This is a genomic window from Luteolibacter arcticus (assembly GCF_025950235.1).
GTDB classification, from domain to species: domain Bacteria; phylum Verrucomicrobiota; class Verrucomicrobiia; order Verrucomicrobiales; family Akkermansiaceae; genus Haloferula; species Haloferula arctica.
The window spans coordinates 1-24,399 of sequence record NZ_JAPDDT010000021.1; the positions used below are offsets into that span (position 1 = coordinate 1).

At 64.1% G+C, this 24,399-nt stretch carries 16 protein-coding genes; 8 read left to right on the plus strand and 8 right to left on the minus strand.

Annotation, left to right across the window (positions count from 1 at the left end; genetic code table 11):
- Positions 1 to 116 precede the first annotated feature (116 nt).
- On the minus strand, positions 117 to 515 hold the full coding sequence (locus tag OKA05_RS26275; protein WP_264490196.1) for a hypothetical protein: 399 nt from the start codon (positions 513 to 515) through the stop codon (positions 117 to 119).
- A gap of 216 nt (positions 516 to 731) precedes the next feature.
- Here OKA05_RS26275 and OKA05_RS26280 point away from each other — a divergent pair, with 216 nt between their 5' ends.
- Positions 732 to 3,467, plus strand: coding sequence for a helicase-related protein (locus OKA05_RS26280; RefSeq protein WP_264490197.1), 2,736 nt, complete (start codon positions 732 to 734; stop codon positions 3,465 to 3,467).
- Between the two features lie 108 nt (positions 3,468 to 3,575).
- Here the strand turns inward: OKA05_RS26280 and OKA05_RS26285 are convergent, their stop codons facing one another.
- From OKA05_RS26285 to OKA05_RS26300, 4 genes are all read right to left on the minus strand, one after another.
- Positions 3,576 to 4,172: a hypothetical protein gene (locus OKA05_RS26285; RefSeq protein ID WP_264490198.1), complete on the minus strand. Its 597-nt coding sequence runs from the start codon at positions 4,170 to 4,172 to the stop codon at positions 3,576 to 3,578.
- Positions 4,173 to 4,396: 224 nt separating this feature from the next.
- Entirely contained in the window at positions 4,397 to 4,846 is a 450-nt protein-coding gene (locus OKA05_RS26290; protein WP_264490199.1) for a TIGR03067 domain-containing protein, read from the minus strand.
- A 59-nt stretch (positions 4,847 to 4,905) separates the two neighbouring features.
- Complete coding sequence (locus OKA05_RS26295; RefSeq protein WP_264490200.1) at positions 4,906 to 10,968, minus strand: DUF3857 domain-containing protein; 6,063 nt, start codon at positions 10,966 to 10,968, stop codon at positions 4,906 to 4,908.
- Between the two features lie 48 nt (positions 10,969 to 11,016).
- Complete coding sequence (locus OKA05_RS26300) at positions 11,017 to 12,414, minus strand: phospholipase D-like domain-containing protein (RefSeq protein ID WP_264490201.1); 1,398 nt, start codon at positions 12,412 to 12,414, stop codon at positions 11,017 to 11,019.
- Between the two features lie 239 nt (positions 12,415 to 12,653).
- On the opposite strand from OKA05_RS26300, the gene OKA05_RS26305 reads away from it, so the two are divergent.
- The 6 genes from OKA05_RS26305 (at position 12,654) to OKA05_RS26330 (ending at position 18,629) form a co-directional block, all read left to right on the plus strand.
- A complete protein-coding gene (locus tag OKA05_RS26305) occupies positions 12,654 to 15,407 on the plus strand; it encodes a phosphoenolpyruvate carboxylase (protein ID WP_264490202.1) in 2,754 nt (917 codons plus the stop codon).
- 133 nt (positions 15,408 to 15,540) lie between these two features.
- Positions 15,541 to 16,284 carry a pirin family protein gene (locus OKA05_RS26310; protein WP_264490203.1) on the plus strand — a complete coding sequence of 248 codons (744 nt, stop codon included), beginning with the start codon at positions 15,541 to 15,543 and terminating at the stop codon, positions 16,282 to 16,284.
- Between the two features lie 72 nt (positions 16,285 to 16,356).
- Positions 16,357 to 16,983, plus strand: a complete 627-nt coding sequence (locus tag OKA05_RS26315; protein ID WP_264490204.1) for a YceI family protein — start codon at positions 16,357 to 16,359, stop codon at positions 16,981 to 16,983.
- Positions 16,984 to 17,100: 117 nt separating this feature from the next.
- Positions 17,101 to 17,538, plus strand: coding sequence for a hypothetical protein (locus tag OKA05_RS26320; protein ID WP_264490205.1), 438 nt, complete (start codon positions 17,101 to 17,103; stop codon positions 17,536 to 17,538).
- A 10-nt stretch (positions 17,539 to 17,548) separates the two neighbouring features.
- Positions 17,549 to 17,965, plus strand: a complete 417-nt coding sequence (locus tag OKA05_RS26325; protein ID WP_264490206.1) for a hypothetical protein — start codon at positions 17,549 to 17,551, stop codon at positions 17,963 to 17,965.
- 82 nt (positions 17,966 to 18,047) lie between these two features.
- A complete protein-coding gene (locus tag OKA05_RS26330; protein ID WP_264490207.1) occupies positions 18,048 to 18,629 on the plus strand; it encodes a L,D-transpeptidase family protein in 582 nt (193 codons plus the stop codon).
- Here OKA05_RS26330 and OKA05_RS26335 read toward each other — a convergent pair.
- The 3 genes from OKA05_RS26335 to OKA05_RS26345 are packed head-to-tail and all read right to left on the minus strand — an operon-like array spanning position 18,623 to position 23,710.
- Entirely contained in the window at positions 18,623 to 21,610 is a 2,988-nt protein-coding gene (locus tag OKA05_RS26335; protein WP_264490208.1) for an FAD-dependent oxidoreductase, read from the minus strand. The genes OKA05_RS26330 and OKA05_RS26335 overlap by 7 nt on opposite strands.
- Positions 21,607 to 22,650 (minus strand): hypothetical protein, encoded by a 1,044-nt coding sequence (locus OKA05_RS26340; RefSeq protein WP_264490209.1) that lies wholly within the window; start codon positions 22,648 to 22,650, stop codon positions 21,607 to 21,609. The genes OKA05_RS26335 and OKA05_RS26340 overlap by 4 nt, the downstream gene beginning before the upstream one ends.
- Positions 22,651 to 22,654: 4 nt before the next feature.
- Positions 22,655 to 23,710, minus strand: a complete 1,056-nt coding sequence (locus tag OKA05_RS26345; protein WP_264490210.1) for a thrombospondin type 3 repeat-containing protein — start codon at positions 23,708 to 23,710, stop codon at positions 22,655 to 22,657.
- Positions 23,711 to 23,862: 152 nt separating this feature from the next.
- Between OKA05_RS26345 and OKA05_RS26350 the strand changes: the two genes are divergently transcribed.
- Entirely contained in the window at positions 23,863 to 24,399 is a 537-nt protein-coding gene (locus tag OKA05_RS26350) for a sigma-70 family RNA polymerase sigma factor (protein WP_264490211.1), read from the plus strand.

Here is a 24,399-nt window from a genome sequence, read left to right on the forward strand (position 1 = left end):
CCGGCACGCGGTGGCGAACAAGCCCGGGCAATCCAGCGAACTCAGAAAGCGTGCCGAACACTATTGGCGTCCCGCCCGTGCCAGCAAAGCGAATGGATAAGCGACTGGCACGCCATTCACTGCCCCCCGCCCATCCCCCGGTTCCGCCGGTACACCACGCGCTTCTTCCGCCAGAACGGGATCAGCACCATGCCGGTCGTGCTATCCTCGCACCACTCGCCATCCACCAGCGACTCGACCGTCCACGAGCAATCGGTCGCCCCCCGCTGAACCACTTTCAGCCGGCACTCCCCGCTCAGTCCGAAGGCAACGGCCGAAAGTGCCTCCTCCTCGTCCTCGAATTCCTCATGCCAGCCATCGAAGCCCACGGTGAACCCGGGCCGCTTCTCCGTCAGCCAGACCGCAAAGCCGTCGGCATTCGGTGCTTCCACGGTGACCGTGTATCCGCAGACCGAAAAAAGCCGCACGGAGGGATCATCCTGAAGCTTTTTCTGAATCCTTTCGATGGCGGACATGGGTGAAAATGAAGCCTGCGCTTCAAGACGGGGATGAACGGCAAAAACGTCCGCTGCCATTACCCCGCAGCCGGCCGGTCGGGCAAGATTACAACGGACAGGTGCGCACTACCCGTTACGGATAGTTTCCTACGTAGCCATCCCCGGCCCGTCATTTCCCGCTCCCCGTGCTTGCGGAGTCGCCCCGCACGCGTAGGGTGCGCGCCCCTTTTTAGAATGCCAGCCACCACCACTTGGAAACGCGGCCAGCGATGGGTCAGCGACAGCGAACCGGAACTCGGCCTCGGCATCATCCTCGACGGCTCCCACGGCCGCGTGGAAATCGTCTTCCCCGCCGCCGGAGAACAGCGCTGCTACGCCATCGATACCGCTCCACTCCGCCGGGTGAAATTCCAGCCCGGCGACCGCATCACCACCCATGAGGGGGTGGAAACCACCGTCGATCAGGTCCGCGAGGAATCCGGCCTGCGCATTTATCAAACCTCGGATGGCGAGGTGACGGAGGCCCAGCTCGCCGACTCGATGTGCTTCAGCAAGCCGGAGGAGCGTCTTTTCGGTGGCAAGCTCGATGACCCGGGCGACTTCGACCTTCGCGGCGAGGCCCTCCGGCGTCGTGCCGACATGCGGCGCTCACCCGCCCGCGGTCTCGCCGGTGCCCGTGTCGATCTCATCCAGCACCAGATCTTCATCGCGAATGAGGTCGCCAATCGTCTGAAGCCGCGCGTGCTGCTCGCCGATGAAGTCGGCCTCGGCAAGACCATCGAGGCCTGCCTCATCGTCCACCGCCTGCTGCTCACCGGCCATGCCTCCCGCGTGCTCATCCTAGTGCCGGAGCCGCTGATCCACCAATGGTTCGTCGAGCTGCTGCGCCGCTTCAATCTTACTTTCGACCTCTTCGATGAAGAGCGTTGCAACGCCATGGAGGAGAGCGACCCGGGAACGAATCCCTTCCTCGACCGGCAGCTCGTGCTCGCGCCGATGGACTTCCTGGCGGACGACGAGGCACGCGCCGCCCAGGCATGCGAAGCCGGCTGGGACGTGCTGGTCGTGGACGAAGCGCATCACCTCGAATGGACCCCTGAGCATGCCGGCGCGAACTACGAGGTCGTTCGTACTTTGGCCGCGGAAACGGAAGGCCTGCTACTCCTTACCGCCACCCCCCAGCAACTCGGGCCCGAGGGCCACTTCGCCCGCTTGCAACTGCTCGATCCCGAACGCTACCACGATCTCGACCGCTACCGCGAGGAAACCCGGCATTACGAGGAAGTCGCCGATCTGGTGGAATCCCTGGCGAATGGCGGCGAGGCCGGCGAGCGACTCGGGGTCCTCACGGCAGGACGCCCGCGCCTGTTAAAAGCGGCGGCCGATTTCCTCTTGGAGAAAGAAGGCTCCCGCGAGCGCCTGATCCAGGACCTTCTCGATGGCTGCGGCATCGGCCGCGTCATGTTCCGCAATACCCGCGCCCGCCTCGGCGGCTTCCCGGAGCGCCTGCCGCTGCTCGCGCCGCTGAAGGGCAAGGACGAGATGGCCGCCAAGACCGCTTGGCTTTCTGGTTTGTTAGAGAAGCTTCCCGCAGAGGACAAGGTGCTCGTCATCGCCAAGACTCGCGAACTCGCCGAACAAATCGTCGAGTCTCTTCGTGATGACACCGGCTCGGTGGCCGCGCTCTTCCATGAGGATCTCACCCTCATGCAGCGCGACCGGAATGCCGCCTTCTTCGCCGATGAGGATGGCACTCGCGTGCTCGTCTGCTCGGAGATCGGCAGTGAGGGTCGCAACTTCCAGTTCGCCCGCCACCTCGTGCTGTTCGACCTTCCGGACCAGCTCGATCTGTTAGAGCAACGCATCGGCCGTCTCGACCGCATCGGCCAGCGTGGGACAATCAACATCCACGTCCCCTTCTTGGAAGGCACTTCGGAGGAAACCCGTGTGCGCTGGATCCACGAAGGCCTCGATGCATTCCGTGCCAGTCCGCATGGTGCCGCGGAGATCCAGCGCGAACTCGCCGATTCTCTCGATGCCGCCTTGGAGAACCCGAAGAAACTGAAGACCCTCCTTGCCGAGACCGAGGCGTGCCGCGCCCGCATCTCCGAACGCCTCGCCAAGGGTCAGGATCGTTTGTTAGAGCGCTGCTCTCACCGCCCCGAAGACGCGGCCCGCACCACGGCCTCGATCAAGGCATGGGACGACGATGCGGAGTTCGAGGACTTCCTGCTGCGCCTCTTCGAGCACTGTGGCCTCCACATCGAAGACCTCAGCCGCCGCCGCTACTTCCTGCTGCCCGGCAATCTCAAGTCGGACGCCTTCCCCTCGCTGCCGAACGAAGGTATCACCGTCACGCTCGACCGCCAGCGCGCCCTCGAACGCGAGCACGAGGCCTTCCTTACCTGGGATCACCCGATGACCCGCGCGGCGCTCGACCTCCTGTTAGGCTCGGAAACTGGCAATGCCTCCTTCGGCATCTGGGAGTCTCCTTCGGAAAAGCGCATGCTTCTGGAAGCCCAGGTCGTGGTCGAATGCGTCGCCCCGGCCCGGCTTCACGTCGAGCGCTTCCTGCCGCCCGTACCGATGCGCATCGCAGTGGATCACATCGGCGGCGACCAGACCGGCGATGCCTCGCTCGCCGCTGCCAAGCTCCGCCGCGGCGATCCCGCCGCGCTGCTTCGCAACGAAGCCGTGAAGCGCAAGGTGCTGCCGACCATGCTCGAGCGCGTCCGCGAACTCGGTGCCGAAGCGAGCAAAGGAGTCATCGCATCCGCGCTGCAGACGATGCACGCCCAACTCGATGACGAGATCACCCGGCTCAAGGACCTTGCCGCCATGAACGATCACATCCGCCCGGAAGAGATCGATGCGCTCGTCGCCCGCGAACAGGAACTCGCCGCCGCCATCCGCTCCGCCCGCGTCCGCGTCGATGCCGTCCGCCTCGTCTGGAAAGCACCGTCCATGTAGCGCGGAAGGATCGCCTGTTAGGCCCACTGGGAACGCGGAATTCATTCCGCCCGAGTGGTCCCTACAAGCGCCATGAATCCCGTGCCCCCCCGCGCGGCGGGACTCAACTTATCCAACATGCTCCGCCCGCAGGCTACGCCGCCAAATGTGAGCTTCGACGTAACACCCAGCCCACCCGTCCCGCTCCTTGTGCGCGTGAATCATCTTCTCGATCCCCAGCCTTGAATACTCCTCCTGGAGTTCCGTCATCGTAAAGAGCCGCCCCCAAAAACTCTGGCGATCCCAGTCGGGCGGTGGCTGATAAAAAAGCGCCGGTGCACTGGAGCCGTAGAACGTGACCAAATGGGAATGGTCCGGATACATGAACGTCAGCTCTCGCTCCGAGAATCCGGACACCTCGATCTCGATCTTCCTCCCCTCGCGGAACATCGTCAGCGTCTTGTCGAAGCTCCCCAAAAGCGCGAAGTAAGGCCGTCCCTCCGGAGGATGGCCGAACTTTTCGGCATACGCCCGCATCAGAAGATCATCCGCTTCCCGCCGCCATTTCAGGAAGTCGGGCCCCATCGCGAAACGATTGAAGCCGGTCGTTGCGCTCCTCTCCTTGCGAACAAGCTCCCCAGCCTCCTCCTCGCTGAGATCGCAGATATTCCGGAACGGCCCGTGGTCCGCTTCGAAATAGTGGGTGATGTAACCGGGAAGTCCCATGCTTTTCTCGCAAGCGAACGTTAGAGCGCATGGACCGGCAATGCCTCACTCCATCTTCTCAATCTCCCGTCCCGCATTAATCTCTAGCCGCTCCTCCGCAGTCGGCTCCACCGTCCGCACGCAGGAAACAAGAGGCATCACCGCGAGACCAATCAGAATCATCCGAAGCATGATTGCATGCTTCCAAAGTTGAGCGGCAGTCCAAGCACGAATTACAGGATCTCTTATCGTCGCTCGGTCTTCGTCAGGATCCTGCCCGACCCCGGCGTGGTGCTGAAGTCCGTCGGCCTCGGCAATCCCGGATCGGCACTGCACACCACCAATTGCCTGCCCTCAATTCGATAGATTGCACGGATCGTCGGCAGCTTGTGATCATAGAAATCGATCATCTTGGGACTCGCCTTCGCATCCAGCGCATACCACTCGTATCCTTTGTTTCCACTGATCCAGTGCCGGTTGTGCTGGAAGTGAAAGACGTAGCCATTGCGGCCGGCCATCGCCTTCCCATCCCGCTCGCAATAGGTCACGGTCCACTCGCCTTCCAATTTCTTGTAGTCTCCCGTGGCCGGTCCCTCAAGCGGCGCCACCAGCGGCCCCGTGTGAGTATCCCGGGAGACGCACGAACAGGCCAACACCGGAACAACCACCGCCAGCACCGCAAAGATCGTCTTCATGTGGCATCTTCAATTTCCCTCCATCGCATGCGGCAACTCCAATCTCATTCGCCCCACCGTCACTTCCCCAGCTCGTCCAGCGACTTGAGAAGCACGACGGCTTGCACGAACGACGCACCGTCAAGGATCCCGGCGCGAATCACCTTGTCGAGGTGAGGCCGGGCAAGCTCCGGTTTACCCAATCCGACATGGGCGACCGCGTTGAGATAGTGCCACCCGGTTTCATCGTCCTCCGCTTGATCCTTCACCTTGGCAAGCGCCGCGAGCATCTCCTGCCAATCGCGGTCGAGACGCGCCAGACGGGCGGCCATCAAGGCTGCGCCCATCGGGTCCACCGTGAGCGTCGCCATGTCCTTTCGCCACGCCCCCGGCAGCAGATTGGCGTGATCGAACCCGGCGGCCAGATCGAGCGTGCGCCGGGCGGAAGAAACCGAGCCCTCATACCAGGCACTCATCATTTCCTTCCGGATCACATCGGGCACGGACTCACGGACGAGTTCCAGCTCGTCCGTGCGACCCAGCATTTCGAGCGCCGCGGCGTAGGTGGCGATGCCCGTGCCATCGAGAAAGTCATCGGGCTTGATCTCACCGAGCAAGCTTTCAAGGCCGGCCTTGTCCCCATTCGCGATCAAGGCCTCCATCGAGCTGCCATAGACCGCGATGCCGAGCATGCTCATCTTTTTGGCGTTGAGGACCGCCTGCGGCACATCGACCGGATCGCCGACCTTGCGGTCACGAAACGCTCGCCAGAAATCGATCAAGGCCCCGACCGCTTGGCTCTTGTTCGCCTTCAGCGCTTCATCAAGCACGGCATCGATCTCCTTCCAACTCCCGTCAGCCGGGAGCTCCATCCCCACGAGGGTGCCGCTTAGGGCGAGATTCGCGCGGAAGTCATCCTTGATGCCCAAGGCGAGCTTGAAGAACTCCAATGCCTTGGCGTGATCGGTCTTACCACCGGAAGAAAACCAGAACGAAGGATAGCGAAGCCAGCGGGCACCCTCCGTGGCATCATGCGCCGCTGCTTTCATCACGGTAGCAGCACGAACCCCATCCGCTTGCCGCTCCGTGAGATCGTCGAGCTGCTCCACGTTCATACGCTGCTCCCACCCCGCCGGTGCGTCCTTTGCCACACGCTCGAGGACCGGCAGGAAGATCCCTCGCATCGCGCGATCAAACTCGATCGACGGCTTCGCGGTATTCTCCAAGCGCAGCCATGCCAAACGAGTGGTGAGGATGCTGCCGGAAGTGCCGGGCGCGAGCTTCCACGACTTCATCGCTTCGCGTGCGGCCACAGCAGCATCCAGGTCGCCTGCACCGAGCAGGAACGCATGGAACATCCCGGCGACCTGCAGCTCCACCGCATCCAGCTCCTTGCCGGCCAGCCGGTCGAGCACCGCTTGTGAGGCAGCGCCCGCGCCGTCCCGGCGACTCTTCGCGATGTCCTGAAGCAGTGGGTAGTAGCGCTTGGCATACGCCTCGGCGAAGCTTTGGAAGACCGGCTTCTCGGCAAGCTTGGCGAGCAGTTCCACCTGCCCGGTCATAGTCGCGGAAACCGCCGCCTTCCACAGTAGCGGCAGCCGCAGCGTGAGAGGCAGCGCTTCATCGTCGATGGCATGCGACCACACGGCATCGGCCTCCGGCAGAGTCCGGCAACTTGCGGCAGCCTCTACCAGAGCTTCGCCATAGGCCCGCTCGCGGACCTCCGCGGTGGCCCGGTCGCTGAGCGCGATGAGCAAGCGCAGACGCTGCCGCTCGGCAGGATGAAAGCGGGAGAGATCGCCCGAGAGAACCTTGTCCACATCGCCCACGCGCGGGTCATCCAAATCCGCCGGGCCGACATTGGCATACCAACTCGGAGCAAGAGTCTCGATGTAGCCGCGAACGGAAGCCTCCAGGCCCTCGTGATGCCCTGCCGACTTGGTCAGGGCATCGAGCTTGGTGGTGATGGCGTCCAGCACCTTGGCATCCGCCTTGATAGCGGGATCGGTGGACTTTCCCTTGAGGAAAGCAATGGCCTCAGACTGCTTGCCGGATTTTGCGAGAAGATCCGCGTGCAGCGAAAACCACGTCCCGGCATTCACGAAGCCCGGCCCTTTTTCGATCACGGCCGAGCTGATCGCCAGCGCATCCGGCAGCCTCTCACCGCTAGCCACGGCAGCCATGCCAAAGACATAAGCGGAGCGCTCGCGGTGCTCGTCACCGCGGCCCGGCGCTTCCCCCCATTGCCCGTCGAGGAGCTTCAAGGTCAACGCGGGCTCGCCCCGGTCCACCGCCATGCCGGCATGCAGGCGCAGGCAATACTCGATGACGGACAGCTTCGCGATGCTCACCGCCGCCGCGGCATCTTCCACCACGCGCTCCTGGCGTGAAACCGTCTGCGGGCGCAGCGGCTTCACGTAGAGGCTCAGCATCGTTTGCAGCGAGCCGATGTGGCAGGGCAGCCAGCGGAATGAAAGGCCCACCGCGGCCAGATCCTTCGCCACCATCGTGACATCCTTCTCCGCCAGGGCCTTGCGGCAACGCACGTCGACCGCCGTCCCCTGATCCGCGAGGTAAGGCCGCTGCCCAAGCTCTTCAAGACCGAGACTCTTCAGCAAAGGCACGAAAGAGTCCTTCCACCACCCGTCCATGCGCTTCCATTGTTCGAGCGTCGCATCGGGATCCGCAGAAAGAGCGATGGCGTCGACAATCTCGGATATCAGCGGCGAGTCATCATAGGTGGTCGCCGGTACATCGGCCAGGAGCTTCCAGATCTCCAGCGCATCCTCGCGCTCGCCGAGATGGGCACGCAGCAACCCCGCACGCAAGATACCCTCCACGACCACACGGAAGCCGTGGCGGTCTTCCTTGAACTTCGCATAGCAAGCAGCAGCTTCATCCCAACGCCCCTGGAGCTCATGCGACTCGCCCAAGGCCGACCACGCGGTCTTCGTGAAGTCGGCAGGCAGGGCGGGATCTTCCGTCATCGCCCGCTGGATCGCTTCCGCATCTTTGACCTTGCTGGTGTCGCGCAGCCTCCAGGAATGGGTGAAGCGGCACTCCCAGTAGTGATCGTCCGACTTCGGCAGCAGCGCGGACGCTTCGGCCAGTTCATCAAAGAGCACTCCCTCGTCCTTCTCCTCGACCGCGCTGAAGTGGCCGAGCAAATGCCAAACGACACGCGAGAATTGCGGTGACGGCTCGAAGGTGCGGAAGTAAGCGGCAGCCGTCGCGATCCATTTCTTGCGATCCTTTCCGTTGAGACCATCGAGCATCGCTTCCGTCGCCGCGGCGGTGTCTCCCGGCTTCGTCCCGTCGAAGTACTGCGTCCCCCGTAGTTCCAATGCGGCCAGCACGCGCGCGCGCACGGTGGCATACGCCTCGCCACGGGAAAGCCAGCTCTCCAGCGCGGTGGCAGCGGTGGCCAGATGCTTCTTGCGGTCTTCGTCCTCCGCGAGGTCACGGGCCCGTGCCAGCCAAGGCTGCAGCTCACCGGCCTTCTCCGTCACGCCATCCGTAATCTGTTTGAGCACGGACGCACCACCGTCTTCGAAGGCATCCAGCGCATCACCCTTGGCCATCATGTCGGCGAGAGCCTCGCCTTGACCGGTGGAAGCCATCGCGGGAATCAAGACCACCAGCGCCGGCTCGGCAGCCTCACCGCCGAAAGCAACGGCTTGCTTGAGCAACTCCAGCGCTTCCACAGGCACCGGCTTGCGCTCCGCCAGCCACGTGCCGGCAAGGCTGGCCGACCAACCGCGACGGTAGTCGGACAGACCGGCGTCTGCCACGAGTTCGCGCATCACCTTCAGCGCGGCCTCCGTTTCACCCGTCTCCTGCAGGGCCATGGCGTGAAGATAGCGGGTGAAGGCGAAGCTCTCCGCATCCACACCCTCCGGACGACGCGCTGCCAAAGGGGCGAGTTCCGCAACCGCGGCGGGATATTCATCCGCCAGCACCCGCAGGTAGGCGATCTGGACCCGGGCGTCATGGACCGTCGAGGGATCGTTCGGGAAATAGCTCACGACCTTTTCCAAGGCCGCGCGGCGCTTGGCGGCATCCGATCCCGCCGGAAACAAGCGGTTCACCAGCGTCATCTGGCCCTGCCCGGTCGGCATCAGCGGCAGCTCGACCTGACCGATGGGTGCCGGCTTGTCCGCCGCCTTTCCTTCCGCCTGCGTGAGCAGCAGCGGCACACCCAGCCACGCCGCCAGCGAGCGGTTCGCCTGCGCAGGTCCCGCCACCGCTCCCGCTGCGATCACCGCCTCGCGGCAATCCAGCCGCAGACTCGCAGTGCAGGTGCCTTCGCCATGGGACCATGATGCCTCCGCGAGATAAGCCGGGGTGTCCAGCTTCAGCGGCTGCGGCAGCGACTCCGGCCGCCAGCCAGCGGGCAAGCGCACCGTCGTCTCCACCCGCGTCCGGTCGCGCCATTGGAAATACGACGTCTGTCGTACTTGGGTATCACCGTAGTCATTGAACAAGCCGGGGGATGAAGGGAAAGGCAGGCTCAGCCGGCCACCGTTGTCGCGCTGCCGCGGCGGCCCGGTCACATAGGCTTTCACCGTCACCTCATCCACGATCCTCTGCTCGGCCGGCAGCACCACGTCCACGACTTCCGCACCATCGATGAAATCCTCCACCAGGCTCGTCAGACGGTCGCGTGCGCTCTCGCGGTCGGCACCGCCGTAGGCACTGGCCAGCCTCACCGCATAGTAGCCCTTCGAGGTGATCGAGAGCCAACCCGTCAGGCGGCCCTCTTCATCCACGGCCAGGTCGAAGCGATAGAAATCCTCCCCCGCGTCCACCTCCGGCGTCTTGAGCCACTGCGCCTTCCCACCATCGATCGCCAGCACATCGCGCCCAGCGGACGATGGACCTAACAGCCCCGGCCGCCCATGGCGGATGGTAGCATCACAAAACACCTGCTGGACGCCTCCCCCCTCGGCGGGCAACTCGGCTACCGCGATGGCGTGGTTGAAGTGCCGGAAGTCGGGGATGTCGCGGTGAACGACGCCGGCATCGTCGGTATTCACGAGCACCACCTTTGCAGGCACGCCGCGGTGGCGCAGCATCGCCACCAGCAGGTTCGCCTTGTCCTTGCAGTCGCCGTATTGGTTTTTCCACACCGTGCCGCAGGTGTAGGGCTGCAACCCGGATACCCCGAATTCAAGACCTTCGTAGCGGATGTCGTTGGCCACCCGGTCGTACAAGACATCGAGGATCTCGCGTGGAGATTTTGCGTCCGCCGTCCATTCGGTGACCTTCGCCTTCAGCTCATCATCCAGCACGTCCTGACCCCTGAGCAGCCCCTGGTACCACGCGGCCATTTCATCCCAGCTCGCAAAGGTCCCGATCCAAGTCGCCGGCCCCACCTGCGCCGCGGGCGCGCGATTCGGCTCGTAGGGCGGGCGGCCCGTCGATCCGCGTTTCCACTCGCGGCACAAGCGTCCCTCGGCAGCGGGCAGATCCGTGGCCCGCACCTCCTTCACGGCCACCGCATGTTCCTTCAGCCTGTCCTTCCACGCGGCGGGGAAATCGAGCACATGCCGGATCTCGCCGACCGGCCAACCGGGCGACCAGTCGATCACATTGCTGTAGCCACGTTTGACCGATGGCTCTTTGCGCTCATACACCACGATCGCCTCGCACAGCACGCCGGGCTTCACATCGGGAAATACCACCACCAAATCCTGGGCATCATCGTAGGTGCTCGCGGAGCCGCGATTGCCCTTTTGCAGGAAAGCGGCATTCGGTCCGAGCAGCTTGCTGGTCCCATCCGGCAGCACCGTGCGGGCAAGCGCGAGGTGGACCGTCTCCTGCCGGGAGTAGAAGCGGTAGCGGTCGTTCGCCGTCGCGTCCGCGCCCTTCGTCGAGTAGGGCTGCACGATGTAGTGCACGGCGCGCAGATAGGTGCCGTCCTCCTTGACCCGCGTCACCTGCTCGGCCAGCCGCACCGTGCCCGGCTCATCCTTGCCCGCATGAGGATCCTTGCGGGCGGAGATGTCCTCCAGCAGCGTGAGCAGCGGGCGGATCGAGGTTTCATACTCCGGCGGCGGGGTCGTGGAGACCTCCGCTCGCAGAACGGCCGCCGCGACCAAGTTGATCAGGAGAAATGCAATTCGCTTGCCTCGTGTCATCATGACGGCCAGCAGCCCACCGGAAATCCGGCAGCGCCGCAAGCCCCGCCATCACAACTGGTCGGCCACCGCCTCCGCGATCGGGGCCACCGGACTGGTCGTTTCCTCGTGGCGGACCAGCTTCGACGCACGGAAGTCCGGCAGGAACACCTTCCGCTCCAGATCGCGGACGGTGGCAGGATCCGAAAAAGCCAGGTTCATCTCCCGGTTGATCCGCATGCTGAGGATGTCGAGATTCGCCGAGCCGACCTGCGCCCAGCCGTCGCAAATGATGACCTTCATATGGGTCATCCTAGGATAGCGATAAACTTTAGCCCCGGCCTCGATCAACCCGCGGGCGGTGCCCAGATTGCCAGCGTCCATGATCGTGGAATCGCCGCGCGCCGGCAGGATCACCCGGACATCGACCCCGCGGCGCGCCGCGGCTTCCACCTCGATCGCGATGTCATCGTGCGCGAAATACGGGTTCTCGATCCAGATCCGCTTCTTCGCAGCCCGGATGCCTAAAAGCGTGGATTTGAGAATCTGCTCCTGGCCGGCCGCGGCATCGGTGCGCAGCAGCCGCAGCGGCACCCCGCCATCGACCGGCTCCGGTTTGCGGAAAAACCGCGGGCGCTGGAACATCGCGAGATCGCCCCACGGACCGGCCTTGCGCCAGGCCCGGCTGAACTCGCCCTGCAAGCGTCCCACGATTGGCCCCTCGACCTTCACCATCACGTCATGCCACTCGGAGTAGTACTCCCGGCCCATGTTCATCCCACCCATAATCGCCGTGCGGCGATCGAAAACGAGCAGCTTGGTGTGATCGCAGACGAGCCACGGATTGAGCGAGCGGCGGACCTGAATGCGCGAATCGTTCTTCAAATAAACCGCCATGTCGGCGGGCGGGACGAACCCGCGCGGGCCGGGCGTTTCCGGCGCGGCGGTGTGGGCGAAGGAGCTGCCCAGATCGTCGAAGAGGACGCGCACCGGCACGGTCTCCGCCTTGGCCTTGAGGCGGTCCGCGTACTGCACGGCGACATCGTCGTTGTCGTAGATGAAAAACTGCAGGTCCACCCGTTCCTTCGCGGCGGCGAGCCGTCGGTCCAGCTCCGGGAAAAACTCGCGACCGTCCACCAGCCACGTGAGCCGTCCGGATTCACGGTTAGGCATCCCTTGGCGATCGAGCAGCATCTCGAATTCCTCGCTGCCGGGCACCTCCACGGGAGGGGGAGTCAGATCCAGCCGCACCGGCAGATTCCCGCTCACGATTTCCTTGGGCCGGTGCCAAAAGACCGCCAAGCCGGTCCGCACCGTGGTGTAGGGTTGCCGCACCGCCGCCAAGGTCGTTGCCCGGAAGGCGCTCACCGCGAGCTGGCTTTTGCCCGTCACGGAGTCGCTTGCCTGCGGTCGCCGTTCGGCGGACCGGTCGGCATTCGAATGGAGCGAACCGCAGGCGGAAAAAACCACGGGGATGACGAGAAGGAGGGAAATCCGGGCCGGCGTGGACCGCGGGTGAAAAGACAGCATCCCCCAATCAAGCGGTGGATGGCCATCTGGCAAGAAGCGGATTCTCCGGTGAGACGGGAAATTCCCTCACAATCCGTGTCATCTGCCCCCGCCTTTTTCCCGAAACGGCGGGCTGTCACGGCCCTGCCACGCATTCAGCTTCCCGCCCCGGCATCCCGGCTGCTTCACTGGCCGCGCCGATGACCGAACCCCAGCCGACCCGCGAACAGCTCCGCCTTGAAGGCTTCGAACTAATCGATGACACCCTCGCCTTCCTGATCGGCTGCCTGGGGGATGCCTTGAAGAGCCTGGGCGAGGAGGCCCTGCTCCCCTACCTGCCCTGGTCCGGCACCGTGCCCGACCAACACCCGCCGGAGGGCACCCAGCAGCTCTACTCGATCGGTTTCCAGCTCCTGAACATGGTCGAGGAACGCGTCGCCGCGGCGATCCGCCGCGAGCGCGAAAAAGTAATCGGCCCCGACTCGATCCGCGGACTCTGGCCGCGCGCCCTCCGCGACATGACGGCACTCGGCCTGGGGCCAAAGGAAATCCTCGAAGTGCTGGCTGACGTGGACGTCCAGCCCGTCCTGACCGCCCACCCGACCGAGGCGAAGCGCGCCTCGGTCCGCGAGCGCCACCGCGCGCTCTACGAGGAACTCGTCCGCAACGAGTACCCGAAATACACCGACCGCGAGCGCCACCGCATCCGCGAGCGCATCGTGACCGCCTTGGAAACGCTGTGGCGCACCGGCGAAATCCACCTCGTCCGGCCGGACATTTTCCGCGAGCTGCGGGACGCCATCCACTACTTGCGCGACCTGTTCCCGTCCGCGCTCAACCGCCTCGACCTCCACTTCACCGAGGCATGGCGCGGTGCCGGCTTCCCGCTGGAAATGCTCCGCGCCGCCGGGAATATCCCGCGGCTGTCCTTCGGCTCATGGATCGGCGGCGACCGCGACGGCCACCCGCTGGTCACACCGGAAGTCACCACGAAGGCGCTGGAGATGATGCGCCGCGCGGCCTTCCAGCTCCTCAAGCGGGAGGTCGATCAAACCGCCGGCCAGCTTACCCTCTCCCGCCAGCTCAATGAGATCCCGGATTCCTTGGAACGCCGGATCGACGAGATGACCTTCGCTCTCGGCGAGGAGGAAATCGCCAATGACCTCCACGACCGCCATCACGAGGAGCCATGGCGCCACCTCTGCGGCTTGATCGCCGCGAGATTGCAACGACAGGTCCATGGCAAGGAGGGCTACAAGACGCCGAACGAACTCGATGCCGACCTCGAGCTGTTAGCCAATGGCATCCGCGGTGCCGGCTGCGCTCTGATCGACGAACAGATCATCCGCCCGCTGCGGCAGAAGCTGGACATCTTCGGCTTCCACCTCGCATTGCTGGACGTCCGGCAGAACTCAGAATTCCACGACAAGGCGATCTCCCTGCTGCTTGCCACCGCCGGCATTCCGGAAGGCGACAGCTATGCGACCTGGCCGGAGGAAAAGCGCCTGGCTTTCCTCCAGGAAGAACTCAAATCGCCGCGCCCCTTCCTGCACGATACCGCACGCATCGGCGGCGAGGCGGACCTCGTGCTCGATACCTACCGTGTGCTGGTGAAGCATCGCGCCGAGTGGGGCGATGCCGGCCTCGGCGCGCTGATCGTCTCGATGACCCGCCAGCTTTCCGACCTGCTCGGCGTGTTCCTGCTCGCCCGCGAGGCCGGCCTGATGGAGCACGATGCCGAGGGCTCGTGGTGCGCGCTCGAAGTGGTGCCCCTGTTCGAGACCATGGACGATCTCGACCGCTCGCCCGGCATCCTCGGCCCCTTCCTCGATCACCCGATCACGCAACGCACCAATGCCGAGCGCGCCGGCACCGGCAAGCCCAGCCAGCAGGTGATGCTTGGCTATTCCGACTCTAACAAGGACTGCGGCATCCTCGCCGCCCAATGGGCACTCCACCGCGGGCAGGAAGCTCTGACCAAGACCGGCAATGACCACGGCGTGAAGCTGTGCTTCTTCCACGGCCGCGGCGGCACCATTTCCCGCGGTGCGGGACCGACCCATTGGTTCATGGCCGCCCTGCCCCACGGCGCGATGAGCGGCGAGTTCCGCATGACCGAGCAGGGCGAAACGATCGCCCAGAAATACGCGAACCTCGCAAACGCCACCTACAATCTGGAGCTGTTGCTCGCCGGTGCCGCGATCACCACCGCGACCCACCGTCACACCGAGCCCAAGGCGGATCCCGCAGAACCCTTCCTTCCCTTCCTCGCGGAGAAGAGCCAGCAAGCTTACCAGTCGCTCCTCCGCACCGAGGGCTTCATCGAGTTCTATCGTCAGGCCACGCCCATCGATGCGTTGGAAAATTCGCGCATCGGCTCCCGCCCCGCGCGGCGCACCGGCAAGAAAGGCCACTCCATCGCCGACCTGCGTGCCATCCCATGGGTCTTCTCATGGACCCAGGCGCGCTTCTACCTGCCCGGCTGGTTCGGTGTCGGCTCCGCGCTGGAAGCCCTGCAAACCACCACACCCGGAGAGTTCCAGGCGCTCAAGGACGCCCTCCGGCACTCCACCTTCCTCGGCTACGTCTTTACCAACGTGGAAACCAACCTCGCCTCCGCCAATCTCGACCTCATGCATGAGTATGCCGCGCTGGTCGAGGACGCCGCGCTGCGCAAGAAGTTCATGGACCTCATCGTCGCGGAGTTCCACCGCACGCGGAATTTATTAGAGAGCCTCTACGACGGCCACCTCGATGCCCGCCGCCCCCGCATGGCCAAGACCCTGGCAATCCGCGAGGCCCCGCTGAAGACCCTCCACCGCCAGCAAATCGCCATCCTCCGCGAATGGCGCGGCCTCGTCGCAGACGAAAAGGAAGCCGAGGCCGAAGCCATGTTCCCGAAGATGCTCCTCTCCATCAACGCGATCGCCTCCGGGTTGCGCACAACCGGTTGAGCGGCTTGCAAGGCAGGGCGATAGGTCCCATAGGTCTTATAAGTCCTATCGCCCACCGGGGCGCCCCCTCCCCGCATGCTCAGCCTGCCGACACGGCATTAGCCGCCCGCCAAAACCATGGCAGGATGGCGATGTGAAAACGAAAGCGAACACGGAAACGAACACAGACACCGGCCTCACCATCCGCCGCTCCGGCGAGCGCGGTCACGTCGACCACGGCTGGCTCGACAGCCGCTTCACCTTCTCTTTCGCGGATTACTACGATCCCGCACACATGGGCTTCCGCTCGCTGCGGGTCATCAATGACGACCGCGTCGCCCCGGGCGGGGGCTTCCCGACCCACCCGCACCGGGACATGGAGATCTTCTCCTACATCCTGGAAGGCAGCCTCGCCCACCAGGACAGCATGGGAAATGCCCGCACGCTCACGCCCGGCCAAATCCAGCTCATGAGCGCCGGCAGCGGCGTCACCCACTCGGAGTTCAATCCCTCCGCCAGCGAAACCGCCCACCTGCTCCAGATCTGGATCCTGCCCCGCCAGCGCGGCCTGACACCCCGCTACACCGAGTGGACCCCCACGCCGGAGCAAGAAGCGGCATCCAAAGTGCTCGTCGTCTCGCCCGATGGCCGCGACAGTTCCGCCACCATCGCCCAGGATGCCGACATCTACCGCCTCAAGCTCCAGCCCGGCGAAACCGTCACCCACGCCCTCTCGCCCGGTCGCGGCCTGTGGCTCCACCTCATCCGCGGCGAAGCCGAGCTGAACGGCGCGGGAATTTTTCCCGGCGATGCCGCCTCCAGCGAGCGCGCCGCCGACTACACCGTCACTGCCGGCTCCGAACCGGTCGAAGCCCTGCTCTTCGACCTCGGAGCGTGAAAATCATCCGACGATCTACCATCCACCATCTAGAATCTGCCATCTCCAATCTAACACCTGACATCTCTGACCATGAAAATCGACATCCTGACCCTTCCCGCCGCCCTCTTCGCCCTGAGCCTCGTCTCTTGCGAAAATCCGGCCGATAAGACCTCCGACGCCGCCGTGAAAGACAAGGTCGAGAAGACCACCGACACCGCCGCCGGCACGAAATACGTCTTCACGCCGGATTCGAAGATCGAATTCACCGGCTCCAAGGTCACCGGCAAGCACGACGGTGCCTTCAAGACCTTCACCGGTCACTTCACCGTGAAGGACGGCAAGCCTGTCGGCAACGACCACAAGGTCGTCATCGACATGGCGTCCACCTGGTCCGACGCCGAGAAGCTCACTACTCACCTCAAGTCCCCGGATTTCTTCGACGTGGAGAAGTTCAAGGAGAGCACCTTCGACGTGACCGAAATCAAGCCCGGTGACAGCGGCAGCTACACCGTGGCCGGAAACTTCACCCTCCATGGCGTGACCAAGAACATCAGCTTCCCGGCCACCGTCACCCAAGGCACGGATACCGTGACCATCAAGGCCGAGTTCGACATCAAGCGGAAGGACTTCGGCATCGTCTATCCCGGCAAGGCCGAGGACCTGATCCGCGACGAAGTGGTGATCCGCCTCGACCTCACCGCCAAGCCGGAGGCCTGATCCAATTGGTCTGAAACGATTCCAAGCGGCCGGGAGCCCGTCTCCCGGCCGCTTTTTCGTGGAGTCATCGCGCGTTCTCGACATCCGGCCGGCCTTTCCCCCAGCATGGCGGAAAGCATGCCCATCGACCTCACCGACCGCATTCAGCAATTCCGTCACGCCGGCCATCAACTCGGCGACGCGCCATCGCCGGATGACTTGGCGACCCTGTTCCGCGCGCTGGTCATGTATCCCCTGCCTCCGGATGCCGCAGCCGTTCCGGCGACCACCGAGGGCGAGGTGCTCAACCGCTACCGCGTCTACCCGGCTGCGGCGCAGACCTCGGCGCTGGTCTCGACGGACATCCCGGCCGCCGGCACCTGGGACCACCCGGTCACGCTCTTGGAGGCCTCCGCCGTGGACCTGCGGCTCGTCTCCTTCTTCGACTGGGAAACGGCCGGCACCCGGGATCTCCAGTTCCTCCGCGTCCGCATCGTCCACGCCAATGACCCGTCGCTGGTCGGTCGCGACGCCCTGCTGGAAACCAGCGATTGCCGGGTGGAGTATGTCGATTGATTGAGCGGCCATGGATGCCTGGTCCATCGTCGGTTTCATCCAGAGCGGCCTGCTGTGGATCCTCGCTGGCGTCTCGCTGCTATGGATTTTCCGCAGGATCGAGGATGCCGCCGCAGTCCGCCTCCTCTCCCCCGTCCTGATTCTGCAGGCGGTTACCTCCCTGATCTGGGGCTACGTCATCGCCATGGAGCTGTTCGTCGCCCGCTACAGCGGGGCCATTTACACGGCAGAAGCCACGAATCTCCGCCTGAATGGCCCCTACTGGTGGGTCTACTGGCTTCTGTTCGCGGCCCCTCTCGTCTCGCTGGCGTTCCTGATTCCCCGGGTGCGGCGCTCAATGCCGGTCGTGGCGGGAATCTCCCTGTTTGCCTTTTCCGTGGTCTGCTCCGGCCTCCTGCTCGGGATGGCCAAGGCAGCATCTCCCTAAGGCCCCCCTTTTTTCGGCTTTCCGAAGGACTTGGCCACCGGCGCAATCCGTGCTAACAGTCTTGGCCTCTCCCGTCCCCAGCATGATCACTTCGCAGCTGTCCCGCATCGCGACCACCACCGCCGGCCTCACCCTTGTGGCCTGCGGCCCCGTCAATATTATCAATAAAGGCTCGCTCGACGGAGCTCAAAAGGCCGAGCACGTCCTCTACCAGTGGTACGACGACAGGGGGCCTGGCGAGGTCAAGATCCGCATCGTCCTCTCCGAGCAGCGCGCCTTTTACACCCGCGGCGGCCGGGACATCGGCTGGTCCTACGTGGCCACGGGCAAGGAGGGCCACGGCACGCCCGGCGGCACCTACCGCATCACCGAAAAGATCGTGGACAAATACTCGAACCGCTACGGCTGGCTCGAAGACGAGTGGGGCAATGTCACCAATGGCGACGCGACTCCAGGCACCCGCGTGCCGGAGGGCGAGCGATACGTTCCCGCACCAATGCCCTACTGGATGCGGCTCACCAGCTACGGCATCGGCATGCACGCTGGCGTCATCCCGAAGCCCGGCGAAGCCGCCTCCCACGGCTGCATCCGCCTGCCCAAGGAACTTGCACCGGTTCTCTTCGACAGCATCAGGGTCGGCACGCCGGTCACCATCATTCACTGACCACCCGTCAGCTTCCACTTCAGCAGCGGCAGGACGACCTTGCCGAGACCTTGGGCCACCGGATGAACACCGTCCGGCACCCAGGCTTTGAAGGCGGCAAGGTCGCCCTGCTGCAGTGCCGCCCAGTTCGGCTGATGATCGATGAGCATTAGACCGCGCGCGGCGGCGACGCTACGATACATCTCGTAGTAGGCGGCTAGGTTCGGGCGCAGCGTGGCGGACTGGTTGCTGCCGTTGGGCGAGTTCCAGACCGTATTCATCGTCTGCAGGATGATCTCGGCTGGCGGGTTCTGCGCGAGGATCGAATCGATCATCGTGTTCAGGTTCGCCCGCGCCTGCTCGACGCTCAGTTGCGGCGTGCCGTCGCTGTAGAGAAACGCATCGTTCATCGCGAACTCGATGAAGACCGCATCGGGATCGTGAGCGAGGACCTTGGCCTGGAGCTGCGCGACTCCTTCCGCGGAGTTCTTTCCGCTCAGGCCGCTGTTGATCACGGTGAGCTGGCCCGGGTAGGTCGCCGTCAGCCACGATGTCATCTGGCCGACCCACGCGCCATTCGCGGTGAGGCTGGTGCCATACACCACCACCTTTCGCGCAAGCCCGGCGGCGAGCGCCGAAACGAACCCGGCCGGCTCCGTCCGCAAGGCCACGCGAAAAAACTCCCGCGGCCCGGTGGGAGGCATCACGAATTCAAAGTCCTCGAAGACGTCCCAGGTTGACACCGTGGTCTTTCCTTCGAGCGAAAATCGAAAACCGGCCGGGCTCCCGCCATAGCCCGGCCGCGCCACGCGCAGGTCGTGGATCTCATTCTCGGAGTGAAGGCCGAAGTAATCCGGATGATACTTCACCGCCTCGATGAAGGGCGCGTTCGACGCCATGGCATCCAGCCCCAGCTCGATCTCGCGCAGGTCGCTCATGCCATCGTCATCGCTGTCGTCGGCTGCCGTCACGGCAGAAAATCCAACCGCATCGGCGATGACGTAGCCGTTCACCCCGGTGGTCTTCACGGTCACCTGCTGGATACCGCTGAAGATGCCCAGCAAGTTCCATCTCCCGCCGTTTGACTTCTGATCTACCATGACCGTCGTACTTCCTCCGGCATGTTGGATCACCACGGGAACGTTCGAAGCACGGTTGGTGTGCGAGGTCCAGCGCAGGAAGACCCGCTGCGTGCCGGTGACACCGGCCGGCACCGCAAAGGCGACCTGCTTGGAGCCTTGGCCGGCGTTGTCATTGTGCAGGTAATCGCTTCCCACGAAACCAGAGGAAGAATTTCCCGAGATCCACGCACCGGTAGTGGTGACCAGCGCGCTATCGGAGTTATCGACCGCCGACGTGGGCAAGCCCGCGGTCGGCTCGCCAAGCGCCTGACCGGCAGCCAGCAAGACCGGGCGGAGCTGCGCATACGGCACCTGCTGCACGGAGAGATTGCCATCGAGCGCGAGATCGGCAGCGATCGCCGCGGACTGCGCCAGGATCATGAAGACCGGCTCCATGCGGATCGACCCGAAGGCCATGTGACTCGCGGAAATACTCCAGGGAACCAGCAGGTTCGGGCACTCGCCGGCCTTCGGCACGATCGAGCGATAGGACACCGGATAGGGATTTCCCACCGGCATCTGCACGTCGCCCTCGTTCTTCACCTTGCCGTCCTTCACGTGGCGCTGCACGTGATGCGAATCCATCGCGTAGGCGGCCAGACCGACGGAATCTGGCGCGACCACTTCCCCACTGCAGTGGGCCTGCCTCATCACGTAGTCGGAGACCATGCGTCGCGCCTCGCGGACATAGAGCTGCCACGGCCAGTTGCCATTGTCGGTGAACTCATCGGCGGGCAGTCCCCAGGCGGCATGGGCATTGCGGATCGAAGCCGGAACCCGCGAGTGATTCTGCAGCGTCCAGACGAGCCCGCGCTGCCAGTTCTCGTGCTGCTTCGCGAGTGCGAGGCGTTCGTCGTGATCGAGCGTCGCCCAATTCCAGCCGGGTCCATAGTTCTTTCCGATGAAGTCGGTGGAGATACCACCCCGGTTGTTCGAGTCGGTCTTGCGATTCGGCATCAGGTCGAACTTGAAGAAGTCCGTCGTCTGCCCCGCCTCGATCGAGCGGAAGAGCAGCTCATAGTCCGCCTCGTTGTATCCCGGCGGCTGGGCAATCGCCACCCGGTTCGCAGCCACATCCGTGAGTACCATGCGGAAGCAATAGGCCTGCAAGCGCGCATCGCTGCTTCCGTCCACGCCGCCCACATCGGCATTCACGCCGGGCAGCAGCCCGCTCGCCGCATTTCCCGGCACCACATAGGGATCGATGCCGTCGCGAAGCTGGTTCTTGGTAGCCCGCGCCGCCTGGATGCCATTGTAGGTTTCCCCGTGCGTCGCATTCGCCTCGCGGCCGATGGTGAAGGTCACGCCCGCACCCGGCAGCAGGTCGCCTTCGTAACTGGCGTCGATGAACATCTTGCCGGAGAACTCGCGGCCGTCTTCCAGCTTCAACCGGTCGATCTTTCCGCCGCTCATCACCACGCCATCGTCGAGGTCCAATCTACCCGTGATCACCGGCACTTCTTCCTCGGCAAGCATCGCGGTGAAGATCGCCTCCGCCACCTTCGGCTCGAAGACCGAAGCGATCTGCGTGGTGTCATTGAAAGCTGGCCCACCTTGGCCGGCATTGCCGAAACTGGGACGCGATTGCCAATTCCATGCCCCCGCCGGCTGATAGTGCTGATAGACGCGGTGGTAAAACTCGCGGCTCAGCCCGCCAAGAATCGAACTCTCGCCGAGATCCGTCCAGCCCAGCCCGCTGGTCGTGAGCCCCCCGAGGTGCGCGGTCGGCGAAACCAGCACCACCGAGCGACCCGACTTCGCCACCTGCACTGCGGCGATCACTCCGCCGGAGGTGCCGCCATAGACCACGACGTCATAAGGGACAGGCGCGGCAAACGCGGGAATCGCCAGCGAGGCGGCGAAGAAGAGAAATCGGTTCAAGGCGTGTCGAGGTTGAGGCGGAAAAATTGCTTGTCCCCGGACAACGGCAGCGACCGGGTGATCGTTTCAAGAGTCAGGCCTTGGCGGTCCAAAATCTCAAAGGAATAGTCGAAATTTGCAGGTCCGTTCGGCGATAGCATCACCCTTCCGAGGGAGACACCATCAATCTCGTCGGTCGTGTGCAGGGCGACCCAGCCCGCATTCGCCCGCAGTGCCGCGATGAAGGCGGCATTGGAGACGTTCGGGTCGAGTCCCAGCACAACTTCCTGCGAGTCCAGAAGACCGTCGCCATCCGTGTCCGGATCGGGCGGTGGGGTGTACGGCGTCACATCGGCGAAGCTTTCACCGATGCGCAGCTCGTCCACCAACATCGCGCGGCCGGCCGCCCCGGCAAGCCGCACGCGGTCGAATTGCAGTCCACTGATCTGCACCGAGGCTTGCGGCGAAGCCGGGATCTCGTCGAGCCGCGGATTGGAATACACATCGATCCGGTCGGGCGTGGCCCCGGCCCCGCCGCCAGGGACCAGATGTAGTACTGCAAACACCGTAGTTCCGACCGTGGTCGTGAAGGCCGCGGCATTCACCACCGGAGCTACCCGGCGGACGAGACGGAGATTCTTCCCCGTCGCATGCTCGATGGCGAAGCGTGCGTTCGCCTGATCCAGGCTTTGGTCATAAAACGACACGCCGACGAAACTGTTGATGTCATTTTGCTGTTGGATCAAGACGGAGATCCAGGTCTCCGCATTGCGGTCAGCCACCTCGCGGGCGCTGATCGTGGTGACCGCGCCACCATCGGCGGTATTCACCGCGCCACCGGAAGTGTGCAGCACGTTGCCGAACGAATCCGTGAAGGACAGCCCGGCTCCGGTCACGACCGTGGAGTTGCCGCTCTCCGTCCATGCCCCGGACCAGCCGCTGCCGCCATTGCCTCCGGTCAGATCACCGGCGGAATAGTCGAATGGCTCATGCATCAACACTTCGGCCGATGCGATGCCGCCTGCCAACAGCGCGGCGGAAAACAAGATCGCGAGTTTCATGGCGTCAGCGGTTTTCAAGGGTGACCCGCAGGAAGTTCTTCCCTTCCGGAAGCACCACCTGGCGGTTGAAGGTTTCAAGCACTGGCCACGAGTTCAGGTTGTCGCTGTGCTGGACCTCGAAGACGAAGTTCACCGGCTCATTGCCCGTCTGCGCCAGCACCACGCCGCCATTACCCAGCGACAGGATGCCGGCGGAATTATAAAGGTCGAACCAGTCGGGATGCGCCTGGATCGCGGCAACCAGCGCCGCGTTGGAAACGTTCGGATCCAGCCCGAGCACGGCCTCCTGCGCGTCGCTCAAGCCATCCCCATCGGCGTCTGCCACTGGCACCGCATCATGGGGGGAAACGTCCGCATACGAAGTGCCGATGCGCAACTCGTCCACCAGCAAGGGACTGCCGTCCGAACCGGCGAGACGCACCCGGTCGAAGTCGAAGTTCGTGCCATTGACCACCGCGTCGGGCGACGACGGATTGCCGGAAAACAACGGATCGATGAACGCCTCGATGCGGTCGGCACCACCAGTCCCGCCGCCTTTGGTCAGCCTCAGCACGATGAAGTGGGTCGTGCCAAACAATCCCTTCTGCGTATCGGAGCCGGTGTTGGCGAAAAGGTTGTTTGTCAGTAAAATACGCGAGGTCGTCGTCGTGCTCGGATTGCTGATCGAGAATGCCTGCTGCAGGCCGCGATAGAATGAAACCCCCTCGAACTTGCTGTTGGACGTGGGGAGCTGCCAGAGGAATGAGATCCACACGTCGTTCAACAGCCCGCCGCTGAGATCCCGCAGGCTGCGGGTGGTTGCGGTGCCGGTGGTGTCGGCGCATTTGCCGGCCACATCGAGCACGTTGCCGAAGCCATCGGTGTAGGTCAGGCCGTCGCTGCCGGTGGCAACAGGCGCTCCATCCTCAAACCACGCCTCCCACCAGCCACTGCCGCCCGCAAGGGTCGTCAGAGGCACGGAGGCACTGTAGTCAAAGGACTCGTAGGCCAGCTCCGCGCCATGCGCGGGGACCGTGATAACTAGGAAGCCTGCAAGCAGGCCATGCATTGGGTTTTTCATGATCGGAAGCGGTGGAAGATCACCAGCGGGGACCCCGGGGTTCATCGCTTGGATGCCCGGAAGCCCGGCGGACTTAGCACGGGCCTGAAAAAATATTTCCCCGGATGCTAATTCCGTGGCGGGATCGGTCATTCTACCTGTGACAGGAACCGATGCACGACGACGCGCCCACTCCCGAGGAAGCCCACACCGCCCAGGTGCAGGGGCTATTCCTGCAGTATCAGCCGGCGGTGCGTGGCTTCATCCTCTCGATGATCCCGGATTTCTCGCAGGCGGATGATGTGATGCAGGAGACCTTCCTCACCGTCACGCGCAAGGCGGCGACATTCGAGATCGGCACCAGTTTCGCGGCGTGGGTGAAGACCATCGCACGCTTCAAGGCGCTGGAGGCGATCCGCGCACGGCGCTTCGAAAGCCTTTCGGAGGAGGTCCTGCAAGCACTCGGCACCGAGCCTCGCGAATTGCGGGCCGACTCCGACGAGCGGCTCGCGCTGCTGCGCACTTGCCTCGATCAACTCGCCCCGCAGGCGCGCCGGTCCATCGACTTCCGCTACCACAATGAGCACCTGCCACCACAGATCGCGGACCTGATGGGCTGCACCGTGCAGTCGGTGAACGTGACTCTTTCCCGCGCGCGCGCTTTCCTCCGCGACTGCGTGCAGCGCAAGATGGCCGCCACTCCCTCTTAA

Excerpts from the sequence above, each read along its gene's own strand:
- OKA05_RS26325 (WP_264490206.1), top strand. The coding sequence starts at position 17,549 with ATGGATGCCTGGTCCATCGTCGGTTTCATCCAGAGCGGCCTGCTGTGG.
- OKA05_RS26305 (WP_264490202.1), top strand. The coding sequence starts at position 12,654 with ATGACCGAACCCCAGCCGACCCGCGAACAGCTCCGCCTTGAAGGCTTC.
- OKA05_RS26280 (WP_264490197.1), top strand. The coding sequence starts at position 732 with ATGCCAGCCACCACCACTTGGAAACGCGGCCAGCGATGGGTCAGCGAC.
- OKA05_RS26285 (WP_264490198.1), bottom strand. The coding sequence starts at position 4,172 with ATGGGACTTCCCGGTTACATCACCCACTATTTCGAAGCGGACCACGGG.
- OKA05_RS26290 (WP_264490199.1), bottom strand. The coding sequence starts at position 4,846 with ATGAAGACGATCTTTGCGGTGCTGGCGGTGGTTGTTCCGGTGTTGGCC.
- OKA05_RS26320 (WP_264490205.1), top strand. The coding sequence starts at position 17,101 with ATGCCCATCGACCTCACCGACCGCATTCAGCAATTCCGTCACGCCGGC.
- OKA05_RS26295 (WP_264490200.1), bottom strand. The coding sequence starts at position 10,968 with ATGATGACACGAGGCAAGCGAATTGCATTTCTCCTGATCAACTTGGTC.
- OKA05_RS26345 (WP_264490210.1), bottom strand. The coding sequence starts at position 23,710 with ATGAAAAACCCAATGCATGGCCTGCTTGCAGGCTTCCTAGTTATCACG.
- OKA05_RS26330 (WP_264490207.1), top strand. The coding sequence starts at position 18,048 with ATGATCACTTCGCAGCTGTCCCGCATCGCGACCACCACCGCCGGCCTC.
- OKA05_RS26350 (WP_264490211.1), top strand. The coding sequence starts at position 23,863 with ATGCACGACGACGCGCCCACTCCCGAGGAAGCCCACACCGCCCAGGTG.
- OKA05_RS26340 (WP_264490209.1), bottom strand. The coding sequence starts at position 22,650 with ATGAAACTCGCGATCTTGTTTTCCGCCGCGCTGTTGGCAGGCGGCATC.
- OKA05_RS26275 (WP_264490196.1), bottom strand. The coding sequence starts at position 515 with ATGTCCGCCATCGAAAGGATTCAGAAAAAGCTTCAGGATGATCCCTCC.
- OKA05_RS26315 (WP_264490204.1), top strand. The coding sequence starts at position 16,357 with ATGAAAATCGACATCCTGACCCTTCCCGCCGCCCTCTTCGCCCTGAGC.